Here is a 15711-nt window from a genome sequence, read left to right as displayed (position 1 = left end):
TTAAAATCTTGGTGGAGGATGACTGGTAGATGAGCCAGATGTTTTTTTGCCAGTCTGAATCTCAACAATAACATCTTCACCTTCTTTTATATCTCCTTCAACTACCTCAATCCATTCACCATCACTTACTCCTGTTTTTACCTTGACTCTAACAGGTTTTCCTCCTCTTAAAATCCATACTCCCTGTTCTTTTGAAGGTACAGCATTGGGCATCCTGAATCTCAAAGCAGCATTTGGAATCTTGATAACATTTTTCTTTTCCTGTGCAACAAAAGTAACATTTGCAGTCATACCTGGTTTGAGAAGTAAATGAGTGTTATCAACTGCTATTACAACATCATAGGTTACTACATTTTGAGTAACTGTTGGAGAAAGTCTTATCTGAGCCACAACTCCTTTAAACTTCCTATCAGAATAGGCATCAACTGTAAAAGTTGCCTCCATTCCATTTTTGATTTTGGAGATATCTGCTTCATCCACATTTGTGTCAACCTGCATTTTTGTAAGGTCAGGAGCTATTGTAAACAGTGTCGGAGTTTGAAAACTCGCTGCTACAGTCTGTCCAACTTCAACATTTTTTGCGATAACAACACCATTAACAGGAGACACTATTCTCGTGTATCCAAGATTTGTTTTTGCTTGTCTAAGTCCTGCTTCTGCTTTTTTTAACTGCGCAATAGCTATCTCGTATTGAGCCTTAGCAGTATTGTATGCTGTCTCTGCATCATCAAGTTCGCTACGAGCAATAAAGTCTCGGTTGAAAAGTTCCTGTTTTCTTTTCAATGTCCTTTCAGCATCTTTTAAACTAACTTCAGATTTGAAAAGGTTTGACTTTGCATTGTAAAGGTCTGCCTCAGACTGTTTAAGTTCATTTTCAAAAGGAGTTGGGTCAATCTGAGCAATAAGCTGTCCCTTTTTAACCAAAGAGTTATAGTCCGCATACAAAGCTACAATTGTTCCAGAAACTCTGGTTCCAACAAGAATTGTTGTCACAGGATTTACATTTCCTGTGGCAGTAACTGTCTGAATAATATCTCCTCTTTGAACTTTAACAGTTTTAAACTCCATTTTCTTTGAGCCCGAAAAAATAATTATTAAAAGTAGCACAACAGTAACTAATAGTGCTCCTGAAATTAATACTATTTTTTTCCTATTTTTCATTCTGCCCATCCTACTGTTTTCTGTATTTGTGCATAAGTTACATTATAGTCATAAATTGCCTGCCAATACTGAGTATTTGTTTGTTCATAAAGAACTATAGCATCTACAACCTCTATTGAACTTCCTATTCCGACTTCATATCTTCCCATTGCAAGGTCAAGATTTTCCTTCGCCTGTTTTAAAGCTATTTTGAGTGTTTCTATTTTTTGAGAAGCTTCTTTAAGCTGGACAAAAAGATTTTTTATCTGAGATGTTATCTGTTGCCTAATAGAGTCTTCCTTGTAAGAATAATATGTTGTATCTGCCTTTGCCTGTTTAAGTTTATATGTTGTAGACCATCCACTAAACAGAGGAAGGCTCATTTGCAAAAACAGTGTCCACTTCTTATCAAGAGGAAAATCTTCATTAAGATATCCATAGCTTGCTGAACCTGTAAATTTAGGCATATACTCTTTTTTTACCAGTTCTTCAGTAGAGATTGATGCCTGTTTATTAAATTTTATTGCTTGAAGTTGAGGATTTCTTTCAATAGCAATGTCTAATAACTCTTTTTCATCAAGTTTTCTTACAGCATATTCTTCTTGCCTTATATCAAAATCTTGCATATCAACCGCTCCCATTGCCACTTTTAAATTCAAAAGAGCCTGAGAAAGTTGTTTTTCAGCAGTTATTAAATTGAGGGTTGCATTGCTTAGCTCAACCTCTGCCTTAGTTACCTCAATTTTTGGTTTAAGCCCAACTTCATAAAATCCTTTTGCAAGGTCAAGATGTCTCTTAGATTGTCTAATAACCTCCAGAGCGGTTTCTTTTTGCTTCTTTGCTTTCAGAGCACTGAAATATGCTTCTTTAACATTGTAAATTGTTTGTAAAAGCGTGTCTTTATCCTGCCACTGTGTTGATTTGTAAAGTTCTTCTTGGACCTGCACCTGTTTTGATGTCTTTCCAAAATCAAAAAGAGTCTGTGTAAGATTGATTTGTCCTGAATACTGTTTTGAGTATTCCTCGCCAGTTTTACTTTCCTGGTATGTTCTCTGATATCCTAAAGACAAATCTATTTCAGGAAAATAACCAGAACGAGCCTCTCCGATTTTGAAAAAGCTTTTCTCAACAGTAGACTTTGAAGCAAGGATATCTGGATTTTTCTTCAGTGCTATGTCAATGCATTCCTGAAGAGACAATGTTTTAAGTTCCTGAGCATATAAAGGATTCAAAAAGGAAAAAATTATCAGGAAAATTAAAGCAATTCTTTTTTTCATTGTTTGCCTATAACATCCTTTAACTTTGCTCCTGTATTTACTGTTACATCAACATAGGGGATGACAGACATCCCTGGCCAGAGAGGATAATCAGGCTCAAAGGGAGAATCAACTATTATTCTTACAGGAATACGCTGAACAACTTTAACAAAATTTCCTGTTGCATTTTCAGGCGGGAAGAGACTGAAAACAGCACCTGTCCCTGGTTGAAAACTTGCAACATGACCTTTGAAAATTTTGCCGGGATAGGCATCAACCTTAATTCTGACAGGTTGTCCAACTCGCATTTTTTCTATCTGAGTTTCCTTAAAATTAGCACCTACCCATATATCCTGTTCATCCACAACAGCCATAATAAGCTGCCCAGGGCGAACATACTGTCCAACCTCAACTGATTTTTTGGCAATTCTTCCATCTCTTGGAGAAAAAATCAAAGTTCTTTTTAAATTTATCTCAGAAATCTTGAGTTCTTCCTGTGCTTTTCCTATCAGATGTTGCTGAGTTTTGAGTTTCACTGTAAAGGTATTTATCGTTGATTTAACTTCTTTTATTTGGCTTTCTGCAGCTCTTTCTTGGGCTATTGCTACCTTAAGAGATGCTTCTGCAGAGTCAAATCTGCTTTTTGAAACAAGGTCTTCTTCATAAAGCCCTTTTATCCTTTGATACTCTTTTTCAGCAAGCACTCTCTGAGCATGAGCAGCTTGAAGATTAGCTTCTGCGGTTTTAAGCTTTGCCATTGCTTCATTTAATGATGATGATATTTCTTGAAGCTGATTATACAATGTATTTACATTTTCTCTCTTTGCTTTTACATCTGCAAGATAATCATCTGTTTCTATCTCAACAAGCGGTTCACCCTTTTTTACTCTCTGGTTATAATCAACATAAACTTTAGATACTTTTCCTGAAACTTGCGGAGATATAGGAACTATTGTTCCTTCAATGTAAGCATCATCTGTTCTTTCATAAACAATGTAATAATAAATCTCCTTAGACATAAAGATTAAAGCTCCTACTGCGACAACAATTAATATGGCAATCTTAATTTTCTTTGAGTTTTTAAATCTTTCACCTATGCTTTTAAGACTCACCTGTTCGCTCCTTGAGCAACAATTTCATTGCCTGTAAATGCCTTAAGCAATGTCCCTGTTGCCTGCCTGAGTCTGAGTATTGCAAGTTGATAGTTGTATTGAGCTTCCATAAGCTTCCTTTCAGCAGTTACAAGAAATGTATTGGCATCTGTAACATCAATACTGTTAGCAAGTCCGTATTGATACTGTTTCATTACAGAATTAAAATTATCTCTTGCATAGGCTACTTCATCTTCAAGAGATTTGATTGTGTCTCTGAAAGTTATATAGTTATGATACGCAGATTCTACATCAATAAATACTTCTTTAACTGTATCCTCATATTGAAGTTCAGCTTGTCTGAGCTTTGCTTTGGCTTCACCGACTTCTGCCCTTCTTAGTCCACCTTCAAAAATCGGAAAGTTAATTGATGCAATAGCATATGTTGATTCTTTATTTGTTAACTGGTTTGAAGGATTTTGATCAAGCTTCTGATAGTTTGCTGACATGGTCAGAGTAGGGAAATAAGAACCAATTGCGTAGTTTACATTTTTCCTCGCTATTTCTTTTGAAAGCAGAGCAACCTTAATCTCTGGTCTTAGTTCCTTTGCAAGAGCCTTAACATGGTCAACAGTAAGGCTAAAATAGGGATCATTTAATTTTGTTTCTAATATTTCAAAATCTCCCTCAATTCCTGCATCTCTTGCTAAAATAACCTTCGCAACTTTCAAAGAATTTTTTGCAGATATTAAATCAGCTTCTGCACCACTTAGCTCAGCTTCTGCCCTTAAAAGGTCTGTTTTTGTGACCTCTCCGACTTTAAGCCTTATTTTTGCTGCATCTCTATGTTTCTTTAATCTTTGAACATTACTTTCAGCGATCTCTACAGCTCTTTTTGCTTTTAGATAACCATAAAGGTCTTGAGCAACTCTTATCAAATATTGCTCTTTAAATGAGGCAACATCAAACTCTGTTTTTGTAAGAGTATCCCTTGATATTGCATAGTTTGTAAATTCTCTACCACCAAGAGAAAGTTTTTCCTCAATGGTCAGTCCCCAGAGCATACTTCTGTCAGGCTGAACAATAGATGTATTTACAAGTTTTTCTTTGGTGTAGTCAGTATATTTACCAGAGGCAGTGATAGTTGGAAGAAGTCCTGCCAATGCTTTATATTGACCTTCTTTTGATATTACTATATTTTCCTCAGCAATTCTAACTTTCTCAGCCTTTTTTAAAGCAAGCGAAAAAACATCTGAAATTGTTAAATTTTCCTGGGCAATTGCTTGCTCAGTAAAAATAAAAAGCAATAAAACAAATAATATCTTAATTTTCATTCAATCCTCCTGGTTCCCTCATAAAATATCTCAATATAAGTCTGTAAAGCTTTCTTGAAATCTATCTTTCTTCTGAGGAGTTCTTTCTTTATGAAGAGATTAAAAAGCATTCCAAAATATGCTAAAGAAGCGTAATTAGAATCTAAATCTTTTTTTAAGACCCCATCTTTTTTAAGTTCTTCAAGATATGAAGCAAAAACAAGATAAACTTCATGAATCATTTTACTGTGGATTGCTCTTATCTCAGCAGGATATTGAAAAATTTCTGTATGCATTATACATATTAAATCCCTCTTTTTTTTCAGCAAATCAAAATAGTATTTAGCGATAGTTTTTAGAGAGTCTTTATAATCCTTTTTTTTTAATTTCGGGATGAGATCTTTAAGAGTTGGCAAAAATGATTGACTTTTAAGAACATCAATGAAAAGATTTTCCTTTGAAGTAAAATATCTGAAAAGAGTTACCTCAGCTACCTGTGCTTCCTTTGCTATCTCTTTTGTAGTTGTGCCCAGATAGCCTTTTTGTGAAAAAAGCTTGAGTGCTGATTTAAGGATTTTTTCTTTCGTATCAGTCATGGTAGTAACTACTAACATACACCATAAAAAAAAACAATGTCAAGAGATGAATTTTAAAGATAAAAATACAATTGTAATTCTAAATCTACCTTAGTAAGCAAAAAATTTCTTTCTTTTCTTAAAGCAAAAACTTCTGAACATAGCCCTATTGCCAATTTCAGAAAAAATAGTAGTTGATTACCTTTCCATTTATGCAGTAAAATTATAAATTATTTTAATAAGGAGAAGTTTGATGAAAATCAAGGGAAAAGTTTGGAAATTTGGTGACAATATTGACACAGATGCTATAATTCCTGCCAGATATCTCAATACTTCTGACCCCAAGGAACTCGCAAAGCATGTTATGGAAGATGCAGATAGCAGTTTCCCTTCAAAAGTAAAACCTGGAGATATAATAATTGCAGGAAGAAACTTTGGATGTGGTTCATCCAGAGAACATGCACCAATTGCAATTAAAGCGTCTGGAATACGGGCAGTTATAGCAAAAAGCTATGCAAGAATATTCTTCCGAAATGCTTTCAACATAGGGTTACCGATTTTTGAAGTTCCAGAACTAATTGATGAAACCAATGAGGGTGATGAAGTAGAAATAGACATGAACTCAGGGCAGATTATAAACCTGACTAAAGGTAAAAAATACAACACAAAGCCGATTCCACCCTTTATGCAAGAACTGATAAAAGCAGGCGGGCTTGTTGAATGGACAAAAAAGAGATTAAGCATGGAGGACATAAAATGAATAAAAGAGTTTGCAAAACAAAAAAAGCCAGTTCACAGAGCAAAACTTACAAAATCGCTGTAATTCCAGGAGATGGCACAGGTCCTGAGGTTATCCGCGAGGGAGTTAAAGTTCTAAATGCAGTAAGCAACAGAATAGGCTTTAAACTTGATTACACCTATTTTGACTTTGGAGGAGAAAGATATCTTCGCACAGGAGAAACTCTTCCAGACAGTGCAATTGAAGAACTTAAAAAGTTTGATGCTATATATCTTGGTGCTATTGGACACCCTGATGTAAAACCTGGAATACTTGAAAAAGGCATACTTCTTAGACTTCGTTTTGAACTTGACCAGTATGTTAATCTTCGCCCAGTGAAGCTTTATCCTGGAGTTGACTGTCCCCTTAAAAATAAAGGTCCTGAAGACATAGACTTTGTTGTTGTAAGGGAAAACACAGAAGGCTTATATACAGGCTCAGGAGGATTTCTTAAAAAAGGAACTCCTGATGAAGTGGCAATACAGGTTTCAATTAACACCCGTAAAGGTGTTGAAAGATGCATTAGATACGCCTTTGAATACTGCAAAAAACGAAATAAAAGAAAAAAACTTACTTTATGTGGAAAAACAAATGTTCTCACCTTTGCCTTTGACCTTTGGGAAAGAACATTTTACGAGGTTGCAAAAGATTATCCTGATATTACAACTGATTATGCCCATGTGGATGCAACTACAATGTGGTTTGTAAAAAATCCTGAATGGTTTGATGTTATTGTAACAGATAACATGTTTGGAGATATAATTACTGACTTGGGTGCAATGATTCAGGGTGGAATGGGAATAGCTGCCGGTGGAAATATAAATCCTCAAGGGGTATCAATGTTTGAACCAATTGGAGGCTCTGCTCCAAAATACACAGGTAAAAATGTCATAAATCCCCTCGCAGCAATATGTGCAGCCGGAATGATGCTTGAAAATCTCGGAGAGGAAACAGCTGGTAAACTTATTGAAAGAGCTGTAATAGAAGTAACAGGAAAACATCTAAAAAGCCTTGCTGCAGGAAAAATGGGATATACAACTACAGAAGTAGGTGATTTGGTAGCAAAATATGTGACAGATTTACCTCTGGAGGGATAAAGATGCTTAAAAAGAAAGAAAAATATGTTGTAGCTGTAGTTGGTGCAACAGGAGCAGTGGGAAATGAAATGATTGCTGTCTTAGAAGAAAGGGATTTTCCTGTGGAAACACTCAGGCTTTTTGCTTCAGAAAGAAGCGAAGGCGTACTGCTAAAATTTAAAGGGCAAGACATTCCAGTTGAAACCCTCAAAGAAGACTGTTTTAATGGCATAGATATAGCACTTTTTTCCGCTGGTGCAGAAAGGTCTAAGATATGGGCGCCTGTGGCAGCAAAGTCTGGTTGCGTTGTTGTTGATAACTCAAGTCAGTGGAGAATGGATCCAGAAGTTCCCCTTGTAGTCCCTGAGGTTAATCCTCATGACCTAAAATGGCATAAGGGAATTATTGCCAATCCTAACTGTTCTACTATTCAGATGGTAGTGGCGCTTAAGCCAATTCATGATGTGGCAAAAATAAAAAGAGTGGTTGTTACAACCTTTCAGGCAGTCTCAGGAACAGGTAAAAAAGCAATGGATGAGCTTCTCCAGCAAACAGTGGCTTTACTTAATTTCAAAGATATTGAGATAAAAGTTTATCCCCATCAGATTGCTTTTAATGTCTTACCACATATAGACAAATTTCTTGAAAACGGCTATACAAAAGAAGAGATGAAAATGGTAAATGAAACAAAAAAGATAATGGGTGACCCTTCAATAAGAGTAACTGCCACTACAGTAAGAGTGCCTGTATTCAGAGGCCATTCTGAAAGTGTGAATATTGAGACTGAAAAGAAAATTACTGCACAGGAAGTAAGAGAATTATTAAGCAAATCGCCAGGGATTGTGGTTATAGATAATCCTGAAAAGAATGAATATCCGCTTCCAATTTATGCTTCGGGTAAAGATGAAGTTTTTGTAGGTAGAATCCGTGAAGATGAATCCATTGAAAATGGAATAAATATGTGGGTTGTTTCAGACAATCTTCGTAAAGGTGCAGCATTGAATGCTGTCCAGATTGCAGAAGAACTTATAAAAATGACAGCTTAGGCTGTATTCAGACATAAAACAAAGGAGGCAATATAATGTTAGGAGACAGAAAGGACTATATTTTCACCTCTGAATCAGTTACAGAGGGACATCCAGATAAAGTGGCTGATCAGATTTCTGATGCAATACTTGATGCTATGATTTCAAAAGACCCCTATTCAAGAGTAGCCTGTGAAACTTTAGTAACTACAGGACTTGTTATGGTCGCAGGAGAGATTACAACCAACTGTTACGTAGATATTCCCTCTGTTATAAGAGAGACAGTTAAAGAAATTGGATATACAAGAGCAAAGTATGGGTTTGATTATGAGACCTGTGCAGTTATTACATCAATTCATGAACAATCTCCTGATATTGCTATGGGAGTTGATCCAGGAGGTGCAGGGGACCAAGGGCTTATGTTTGGATTTGCCTGCAATGAAACAGAAGAACTTATGCCAATGCCTATAATGCTTGCTCACAAACTTGCAATGAAGCTTGCAGAGGTAAGGAAAAAAGACATTCTTACTTATCTGAGACCTGATGGAAAAACTCAGGTTACTATAGAATATAGAGATGGAAAACCCTATCAGGTTAAAAGTATAGTTGTTTCAGCGCAGCATGCACCTGACATCACTTTAAGAGAAATGAGGGAGGATATTGTTGAAAAGGTAATAAAACCTGTTGTTCCAAAAGAACTTCTTGATGAAGAAACTGTCCAATACTTTATAAATCCCACAGGAAGATTTGTGATTGGCGGTCCTATGGGAGATACAGGGCTTACAGGAAGAAAAATCATTGTTGATACTTATGGTGGCGTAGCAAGACATGGAGGTGGCTGTTTTTCAGGAAAGGATGCTACAAAGGTAGACCGTTCTGGCTCATACATGGCAAGATATATTGCTAAAAATCTTGTTGCAGCAGGACTTTGTGATAGAGTAGAGATTCAGATTGCCTATGTAATAGGTGTCCCAGAGCCAGTTTCTGTTTATATCAACAGCTTTGGCACAGGTAAAATTGAAGATAGAAAGATGGAGGAAATTGTTAAGAAAGTCTTTAATTTAACGCCGAAAGGCATAATTGAGAAACTTCAACTTAGAAGACCAATTTTTAAGAAAACCGCTGCCTATGGTCATTTTGGAAGACCTGACCCTGATTTCACATGGGAGCAAACAGACATGGCAGAAACATTAAGAAAGGAGGCTGAACTTTGCTAAAATACGACATCAAAGACATTAAATTAGCTGAAAAAGGCAAACTCCGTATAGAATGGGCTGAGATGGATATGCCTGTTTTAAGAATGATTCGGGATAGATTCAAAAAAGAAAAACCTCTTAAGGGAGTAAAGCTTGCTGCCTGCCTTCATGTAACAACAGAAACAGCTAATTTAATGATAACCCTTAAAGAAGGTGGAGCTGAGCTTGCGCTTTGTGCATCAAATCCTTTAAGCACTCAGGATGATGTAGCATCTGCATTGGTTAAATATTACAAAATTCCTGTGTTTGCAATTAAAGGAGAAGATAGAGATACATATTATAAACATATCTATCAGGCTCTTGAAATAAAGCCGCATATAACAATGGATGACGGAGCTGATTTGGTATCAACACTTCATAAAGAAAAAAGAAAACTTCTTTCCCATGTTCTTGGCGGGACAGAAGAAACAACAACAGGTGTAATAAGGCTAAGAGCAATGGCAGATGATGGTGCACTTAAGTATCCTGTAATAGCTGTTAATGATGCTTACACAAAGCATCTTTTTGATAATCGTTATGGAACAGGACAGAGCACAATAGATGGAATTCTTAGAGCCACCAACAGACTGCTTGCTGGTTCTATTTTTGTTGTTTGTGGTTATGGATGGTGTGGAAGAGGAGTTGCAATGAGAGCAAAAGGCATGGGTGCAAGGGTAGTTGTCACAGAAGTAGACCCTTTAAAAGCTCTTGAAGCAGTAATGGATGGATTTGATGTAATGCCCATAATTGATGCTGCAAAGATTGGTGACATTTTTGTCACGGTTACAGGAAACATAAATGTAATCTCTGAAAACGTATTTTCAAAGATGAAAAATGGTGCAATTGTAGCAAATACAGGACATTTTAATGTAGAAATAGACATTGAAGGTTTAAATAAACTTTCAAAGTCAAAGAGAGTCATTAGAGAGTTTGTTGAAGAATACACCCTGAAGGACGGTAGAAGAATTTATCTGCTTGCAGAAGGCAGACTTGTAAATTTGAGTGCAGCAGAAGGGCATCCTGCGGCAGTTATGGATATGAGTTTTGCCAATCAGGCACTTTCTGCTGAATATATATTTAAAAATGCTAAAAAATTAGAAAAAAAGGTGTATTCTGTACCTGAAGAAATTGACAGAGAAATTGCCCGACTAAAACTTGAAAGCATGGGAATAAAAATTGACAAACTAACAAAAGAACAGGATAAATATCTCCATAGCTGGCAGATGGGGACATGATTGGACTGCCTGAGAAACTTTCTGTAGAGATAACTACAAAATGCAATCTTCATTGCGAGATCTGTCCTAAACAGAGTCCTAATTATCATCATCCTGATTCAGAGATGGATTTTGAAACATTCAGCAGGCTTAAACCTCTTTTCCCCTATATTAAAAGCCTGATTCTTAATGGAATTGGTGAACCACTTCTGCATCCAAATATTGAAAACTTCATTGCTTTAGCAAGTGCTTACATGCCTGAGGGAGCTTTAATCGGATTTCAAACAAATGGCGTGCTTCTAACAGATGAAAAATTAAAAGAACTTGTAAAGGCTGGCTTAAATAAAATCTGTGTTTCAATTGATAGCCTTACTCCTGTAAATGGACTTCATGAACCTGAGTATGGTGAAAAGGCTCTTGAAACTATCTATCGTATAAAACTAAACAACAATGGAAAACTCCAAAGCGGCATAGAAACTGTTATAACCAGGGATAACCTTGATCAAATTGTTCCCACCATTAAAGAAGCTTCAAAATATGGTATAGATTTTATAATTCTTTCTCATTTAATTCCCTATTCGCCTTTAGTTTTAAATAAAGTTGCATATGAAACAAACAATGAAGAATCAGTAAAAATATTCAAGAAATGGCTTACATTACTTGAAAAAGCAGGCTATACAATAAATGAATGGCTTGAGCTTATGAAAAAGAAAGCCCTACCAGAGTTTTTTCCTGAAGAAAATGAAGCTATGAGACTTTTTAAGGGAATGTATGACGAAGCAACTGAAAAAGGACTTACACTTCATATGCAAAATTTAATAAACAGAGATGAAAAACTCATAAAAGAAGTAAATTTAGTTTTGAAAGAGGTAAAAAGACTATCAAAAAAACTGGATATATCAATTCAAATTCCAAAAACCAATCCTGCACCTCGTAGAAAATGTGATTTTCTTGAAGAAAAATGTTTATTTATTGGAGTTGATGGAGAAGTTTCACCATGTTATTTTTTATGGCACAGTTTTACATGCTATATTGCTGGACTTAAAAAATCAGTTAAACGCTGGACATTTGGGAATATTAAGGACAAAGACCCTGGTTATATACTCAATTCATCTGAATACACAAATTTCATCAATTCAGTTTTAAAGTATGACTTTCCTTATTGCTATGACTGTAACTTTGCCCTTTGTGACCTTATGGAACTTGAAGATTTTCTCTATGACTGCTATACCAATGATGTTCCATGTGGAGCATGTCTATGGTGTGGCGGTTTATTTTACTGTATGATATAATTGACTAAATAATTATTAGTCCAATCAAAGGAGGTGCTTTATGAAAATTTTAAGAATTAACATGAGTGAAGATGCACCTGAAGTAAAATTTGAGGATTTAGGTCAATATGAAGGACTTGGTGGAAGAGCACTTACTTCAGCAATAATATCAAAAGAAGTTGACCCCCTTTGTCATCCATTGAGTGCTGACAATAAACTTGTAATAGCCTGCGGACTTCTTGGTGGAAGCGCTGCAGCAATGTCTGGAAGAACTTCTGTAGGATGCAAAAGTCCTCTTACAGGAGGGATTAAAGAAGCAAATTCAGGAGGACAGGCAGGACAGGTTCTTGGAAGACTCGGAATTGCAGCAATTGTCCTTGAAGGAAAGCCTAAGGGAGATGATACATATAAAATTTATATTAACAAAAATGGTGTTAAGGTTGAAAAAGACAATTCTCTTAAAATGCTTCCAAACTATGATCTTATTGAAAAAATGAAAAAAGAGTTCGGAGAAAAAATTGCCTGTGTAAGTATTGGTCCTGCAGGTGAAATGAAAATGTCAGGTGCATCTGTTGCATTGACTGATATGGAACTTAGACCAACAAGACATGCAGGAAGAGGCGGGGTTGGTGCGGTGATGGGTTCAAAAGGAGTAAAAGTTATTGTTCTTGATGATACTGAAACAACACCAAGACAGCCAAAAAATGTAGAAGCATTTAAAGAAGCAAATAAAAAATTTGTTGCAGGACTTCAGAAACATCCTGTAACAGGACAAGGACTTCCTGCTTATGGAACAAATGTATTAACAAACATAATAAATGAAGTTGGAGCATATCCTACCTATAACTTCAAAGAAGGACGTTTTGCTGGAGCAAGAAAAATCAGTGGTGAAGTGGAAGCAGAGCTTGAAAAACAAAGAGGTGGAAACCCTACACATGGATGCCACAGGGGATGTGTTATACGTTGTTCAGGAATTTATCATGACAAAGATGGACATTATCTCACTAAACAACCTGAATACGAAACAGTATGGGCATTGGGTGGAAACTGCGGGGTTGATGACATAGATAAAATAGCTATGATGGATTTTCTATGTGACAACTATGGAGTTGACACCATTGAGATGGGCGCAACAATTGCAGTTGCAATGGAAGCTGGATTGCTTAAGTGGGGAGATGCTGATGCTGCAATAAATCTCCTACATGAGGTGGGTAAAGGAACACATCTTGGAAGAATTATAGGAAATGGAGCAGCATTCACTGGCAAAGCTTTCGGAGTTGAAAGAGTGCCTGTTGTGAAAGGGCAAGCACTTCCAGCTTATGATCCAAGAGCAGTTCAGGGAATCGGAGTCACATATGCAACAAGCCCTATGGGCGCAGATCACACTGCAGGATATTCAATTGCGCTTAATGTTTTAAAAACAGGTGGATTTGTTGATCCTCTTAAGCCTGAAGGACAAGTTGAGCTCTCACGTAATCTTCAGATTGCAACAGCTTTTGTAGATTCAACAGGCATGTGTCTTTTTATAGCTTTTGCACTACTTGACCAGCCAGAAACTAATCAGGCTTTGCTTGATATGCTCAATGCCTTTTATGGTTGGAATATGACTGATAAAGATGTAGTTGAATACGGGAAAAAGGTTCTCAAATTTGAAAGAGATTTCAATCTTCGTGCAGGATTTACAAAAGAGCATGACAGACTTCCAAGATTTTTCTATAAAGAGCCTCTTCCACCACACAATACAGTATTTCAGGTAAAAGATGAAGAGCTTGACCAACTATTTAACTGGTAAAATTTCTACTGCTCAGGGTTGGTGACTGCCATCCCTGAGCAAATTTTAAAAATGAAAGTAGTTGTTAAACTTTTTGGTGGTATAAAATCAGAAAAAGACTTCCCCAGAAATGAAGAAAAAGACCTTATTGTGGAAACTGAGAAACCTCTAACTATTTATGAATTAATTGATTTTTTAAGCCTAAATAAAAAACCCTTCATAGTTGTTCTTAATGGAGTTATTCTTACCAACCTTTCTATTCAAATAAAAGATGGTGATGAAATAAGTCTTTTCCCTCCTATCGCAGGCGGATAGGTTTGAAGAAAAAAATAATAGTCAAACTAATAGGGAAAATGCAGTTTTAGAAAATTAATGCCTGCAGGCTCATTTTCTTAGCACCATTTCCTGCAGGCAAGTTTTCCTATCTAAATAAGGCGTTTATCTCTGTCCCGCTTCTTTCTTTTTGATTGTTATTCATGTTGCAGTCATCGTTTTTAGGATTGCTATCCATTCTTATATCAGGGTCATAGGCAATAACTACCCTGTAAGATGGTGGAAATTCGCCCTCAGAAGGTGAGGAGGCATTCCAGTTACGTTCATAGCTAACTGTTATTTCCTGCCCGGGATTTAAATTCTGGAATTTTTTTGTAGCTACAAGGTTAGCTTTTCCACCCATAGGAATTTCATAGAGATAAACAGCCTGCTGATTTGGTCCTGAAATGTATGGCTCAACTCCCATATTTTTTACCACACCTGTTATTCTAACTTTTCCTGAGAACTGACTCGTTTTTGAAACAACGGTAAAATCAATTCTCTGAACTGCTGGGTCAGGACATTTTGGTGGAGGAATTGGTTTAATCTGTTTTAGTTTATCTTTGTCTACAGGAGATTTAAGCTGGTCTTTTGGTTGAGGCGGAGTTTCTGCATAGGCTAAAGAGAAGACAAATAAAATTAAACTTAAAATGCTGAGATAAGTAAATAATTTTTTCATTTTATTCTCCTAATTTGTTTTTCTTTTAAATTCATATCCAGGAGCGTTAATAATTTGTATTTTTGATGTATCTAAGGGTCTTCTTTGAAATTCGTCCCTACATTTCTCGGAATCAGCCTTGAAATAAAATATCAACTCATACTCACCTGTATTTGGATTTATAGGTGAAGTAACAGGGCTTTGATTCGCGTGACACTCACTTGGTATAAAACGAAATGCTTCACTTGACATAGCTTTTACCATTGCTCCTTCAGGAAGGCGAATAACAGAACCATCAGGGGCGGTTATTTTTCCTTTAACATGAATGTGACTAAGTTGAGGATAATTTGTAGTTGAAGGGTCATGGGCTAAGGCAAAACTTGCTGAGGATAATAAAACTGTTATTACTAAAGAGATTACTAAAGCGTTGTTAAAATTTACTTTCATTTTTCCTCCTCTTAAGCTTTTTTTACAATTTACTATTTTTTCTGTGAGTCAAGAATTTTTACGCCAATAAAATCAATATTGGTAAATTCTCTGCTCTTTGTAACCTTAATTGCTTCAAAGTCAATGTTAGAAAACTCCCTGCTTTTCATTAGGGGCGTAGCAGTAAAATCAATATTAGCAAACTCTCTACTCTTTGTAAGCTTGATTACTTCAAAATCAATGTTAGGAAACTCTCTGCTTTGGACATAAGGAATGGCGATAAAGTCAATGTTTCGGAATTCTCTACTCTTTACTGTAGGTAGTGGTTGTTGTTTCTGGATATTCTCATTAACCTTTGGTGGCTGCAATGTTTGCTGTTTTTGTTTTTGAATTTTTTCATTAACTTTTGGTGGTGTCACACTTAACGGGAGCTGTGCACTGATATCTAATGCGCTGAAACTAAAACAAAGGCACAAAATACTTAGAATAAATAGCTTTCTGTTCAATCTTCACCTCCTCCTCAGAAAAATTTCAAAAGCATGGAACTATTTTGAAAAAGAAACTTTGAAA

At 36.1% G+C, this 15711-nt stretch carries 16 protein-coding genes; 8 read left to right on the top strand and 8 right to left on the bottom strand.

Translation table 11 applies throughout. From position 1 onward, the window contains the following. Genes THEYE_RS00580 through THEYE_RS00560 form a run of 5 tightly spaced genes read right to left on the bottom strand, consistent with a single transcriptional unit; the run spans position 1 to position 5414 of the window. Positions 1 to 1161 carry an efflux RND transporter periplasmic adaptor subunit gene (locus tag THEYE_RS00580; RefSeq protein ID WP_012546795.1) on the bottom strand — a complete coding sequence of 387 codons (1161 nt, stop codon included), beginning with the start codon at positions 1159 to 1161 and terminating at the stop codon, positions 1 to 3. Further along, positions 1158 to 2417, bottom strand: a complete 1260-nt coding sequence (locus tag THEYE_RS00575; protein ID WP_012545697.1) for a TolC family protein — start codon at positions 2415 to 2417, stop codon at positions 1158 to 1160. The genes THEYE_RS00580 and THEYE_RS00575 overlap by 4 nt, the downstream gene beginning before the upstream one ends. Then, a complete protein-coding gene (locus tag THEYE_RS00570; protein WP_012545031.1) occupies positions 2414 to 3508 on the bottom strand; it encodes an HlyD family secretion protein in 1095 nt (364 codons plus the stop codon). The genes THEYE_RS00575 and THEYE_RS00570 overlap by 4 nt, the downstream gene beginning before the upstream one ends. Continuing rightward, the gene (locus THEYE_RS00565; protein WP_012545993.1) at positions 3505 to 4821 is read right to left on the bottom strand and encodes a TolC family protein; all 1317 of its coding nucleotides are present in this window, start codon (positions 4819 to 4821) and stop codon (positions 3505 to 3507) included. The genes THEYE_RS00570 and THEYE_RS00565 overlap by 4 nt, the downstream gene beginning before the upstream one ends. After that, complete coding sequence (locus THEYE_RS00560; RefSeq protein WP_164924792.1) at positions 4818 to 5414, bottom strand: TetR/AcrR family transcriptional regulator; 597 nt, start codon at positions 5412 to 5414, stop codon at positions 4818 to 4820. The genes THEYE_RS00565 and THEYE_RS00560 overlap by 4 nt, the downstream gene beginning before the upstream one ends. 214 nt (positions 5415 to 5628) lie before the next feature. On the opposite strand from THEYE_RS00560, the gene leuD reads away from it, so the two are divergent. Genes leuD through THEYE_RS00520 form a run of 8 tightly spaced genes read left to right on the top strand, consistent with a single transcriptional unit; the run spans position 5629 to position 14060 of the window. Then, positions 5629 to 6135 carry a 3-isopropylmalate dehydratase small subunit gene (gene leuD / locus THEYE_RS00555; RefSeq protein ID WP_012544917.1) on the top strand — a complete coding sequence of 169 codons (507 nt, stop codon included), beginning with the start codon at positions 5629 to 5631 and terminating at the stop codon, positions 6133 to 6135. Beyond that, on the top strand, positions 6132 to 7250 hold the full coding sequence (locus THEYE_RS00550; protein WP_012546078.1) for a 3-isopropylmalate dehydrogenase: 1119 nt from the start codon (positions 6132 to 6134) through the stop codon (positions 7248 to 7250). Before leuD ends, THEYE_RS00550 begins: the two co-directional genes overlap by 4 nt. A 2-nt stretch (positions 7251 to 7252) precedes the next feature. After that, positions 7253 to 8275, top strand: coding sequence for an aspartate-semialdehyde dehydrogenase (locus tag THEYE_RS00545; protein ID WP_012545714.1), 1023 nt, complete (start codon positions 7253 to 7255; stop codon positions 8273 to 8275). 35 nt (positions 8276 to 8310) lie between these two features. Further along, positions 8311 to 9471, top strand: coding sequence for a methionine adenosyltransferase (gene metK, locus THEYE_RS00540; protein WP_012546806.1), 1161 nt, complete (start codon positions 8311 to 8313; stop codon positions 9469 to 9471). Beyond that, positions 9465 to 10724 (top strand): adenosylhomocysteinase, encoded by a 1260-nt coding sequence (gene ahcY / locus THEYE_RS00535; RefSeq protein ID WP_012545526.1) that lies wholly within the window; start codon positions 9465 to 9467, stop codon positions 10722 to 10724. The genes metK and ahcY overlap by 7 nt, the downstream gene beginning before the upstream one ends. Continuing rightward, complete coding sequence (locus THEYE_RS00530) at positions 10721 to 11995, top strand: radical SAM/SPASM family putative metalloenzyme maturase (RefSeq protein ID WP_012545285.1); 1275 nt, start codon at positions 10721 to 10723, stop codon at positions 11993 to 11995. The genes ahcY and THEYE_RS00530 overlap by 4 nt, the downstream gene beginning before the upstream one ends. A gap of 40 nt (positions 11996 to 12035) precedes the next feature. Then, the gene (locus THEYE_RS00525; RefSeq protein ID WP_012546166.1) at positions 12036 to 13766 is read left to right on the top strand and encodes an aldehyde ferredoxin oxidoreductase family protein; all 1731 of its coding nucleotides are present in this window, start codon (positions 12036 to 12038) and stop codon (positions 13764 to 13766) included. A 51-nt stretch (positions 13767 to 13817) separates the two neighbouring features. Next, a complete protein-coding gene (locus THEYE_RS00520) occupies positions 13818 to 14060 on the top strand; it encodes a MoaD/ThiS family protein (RefSeq protein ID WP_012545073.1) in 243 nt (80 codons plus the stop codon). 106 nt (positions 14061 to 14166) lie between these two features. Here the strand turns inward: THEYE_RS00520 and THEYE_RS00515 are convergent, their stop codons facing one another. From THEYE_RS00515 to THEYE_RS00505, 3 genes are read right to left on the bottom strand one after another with little or no spacing between them, the layout of a single operon-like run. Then, positions 14167 to 14736 carry a hypothetical protein gene (locus THEYE_RS00515; RefSeq protein WP_012545954.1) on the bottom strand — a complete coding sequence of 190 codons (570 nt, stop codon included), beginning with the start codon at positions 14734 to 14736 and terminating at the stop codon, positions 14167 to 14169. Positions 14737 to 14745: 9 nt separating this feature from the next. Next, entirely contained in the window at positions 14746 to 15162 is a 417-nt protein-coding gene (locus THEYE_RS00510; RefSeq protein WP_012545298.1) for a hypothetical protein, read from the bottom strand. A gap of 32 nt (positions 15163 to 15194) precedes the next feature. Beyond that, positions 15195 to 15647, bottom strand: a complete 453-nt coding sequence (locus THEYE_RS00505) for a hypothetical protein (protein WP_164924791.1) — start codon at positions 15645 to 15647, stop codon at positions 15195 to 15197. Positions 15648 to 15711: the final 64 nt, after the last annotated feature.

The sequence above is a fragment of the Thermodesulfovibrio yellowstonii DSM 11347 genome (assembly GCF_000020985.1).
GTDB classification, from domain to species: Bacteria; Nitrospirota; Thermodesulfovibrionia; order Thermodesulfovibrionales; family Thermodesulfovibrionaceae; genus Thermodesulfovibrio; species Thermodesulfovibrio yellowstonii.
Note: the sequence above shows the minus strand (reverse complement) of the source record. Positions and strands in the feature narration are given on the sequence as shown.

Bases quoted from the DNA above. Each gene is read 5' to 3' on its own strand.
- THEYE_RS00580 (WP_012546795.1), bottom strand. From the start codon at position 1,161: ATGAAAAATAGGAAAAAAATAGTATTAATTTCAGGAGCACTATTAGTT.
- THEYE_RS00575 (WP_012545697.1), bottom strand. From the start codon at position 2,417: ATGAAAAAAAGAATTGCTTTAATTTTCCTGATAATTTTTTCCTTTTTG.
- THEYE_RS00565 (WP_012545993.1), bottom strand. From the start codon at position 4,821: ATGAAAATTAAGATATTATTTGTTTTATTGCTTTTTATTTTTACTGAG.
- THEYE_RS00560 (WP_164924792.1), bottom strand. From the start codon at position 5,414: ATGTTAGTAGTTACTACCATGACTGATACGAAAGAAAAAATCCTTAAA.
- leuD (WP_012544917.1), top strand. From the start codon at position 5,629: ATGAAAATCAAGGGAAAAGTTTGGAAATTTGGTGACAATATTGACACA.
- THEYE_RS00550 (WP_012546078.1), top strand. From the start codon at position 6,132: ATGAATAAAAGAGTTTGCAAAACAAAAAAAGCCAGTTCACAGAGCAAA.
- THEYE_RS00545 (WP_012545714.1), top strand. From the start codon at position 7,253: ATGCTTAAAAAGAAAGAAAAATATGTTGTAGCTGTAGTTGGTGCAACA.
- metK (WP_012546806.1), top strand. From the start codon at position 8,311: ATGTTAGGAGACAGAAAGGACTATATTTTCACCTCTGAATCAGTTACA.
- THEYE_RS00530 (WP_012545285.1), top strand. From the start codon at position 10,721: ATGATTGGACTGCCTGAGAAACTTTCTGTAGAGATAACTACAAAATGC.
- THEYE_RS00525 (WP_012546166.1), top strand. From the start codon at position 12,036: ATGAAAATTTTAAGAATTAACATGAGTGAAGATGCACCTGAAGTAAAA.
- THEYE_RS00520 (WP_012545073.1), top strand. From the start codon at position 13,818: ATGAAAGTAGTTGTTAAACTTTTTGGTGGTATAAAATCAGAAAAAGAC.
- THEYE_RS00515 (WP_012545954.1), bottom strand. From the start codon at position 14,736: ATGAAAAAATTATTTACTTATCTCAGCATTTTAAGTTTAATTTTATTT.
- THEYE_RS00510 (WP_012545298.1), bottom strand. From the start codon at position 15,162: ATGAAAGTAAATTTTAACAACGCTTTAGTAATCTCTTTAGTAATAACA.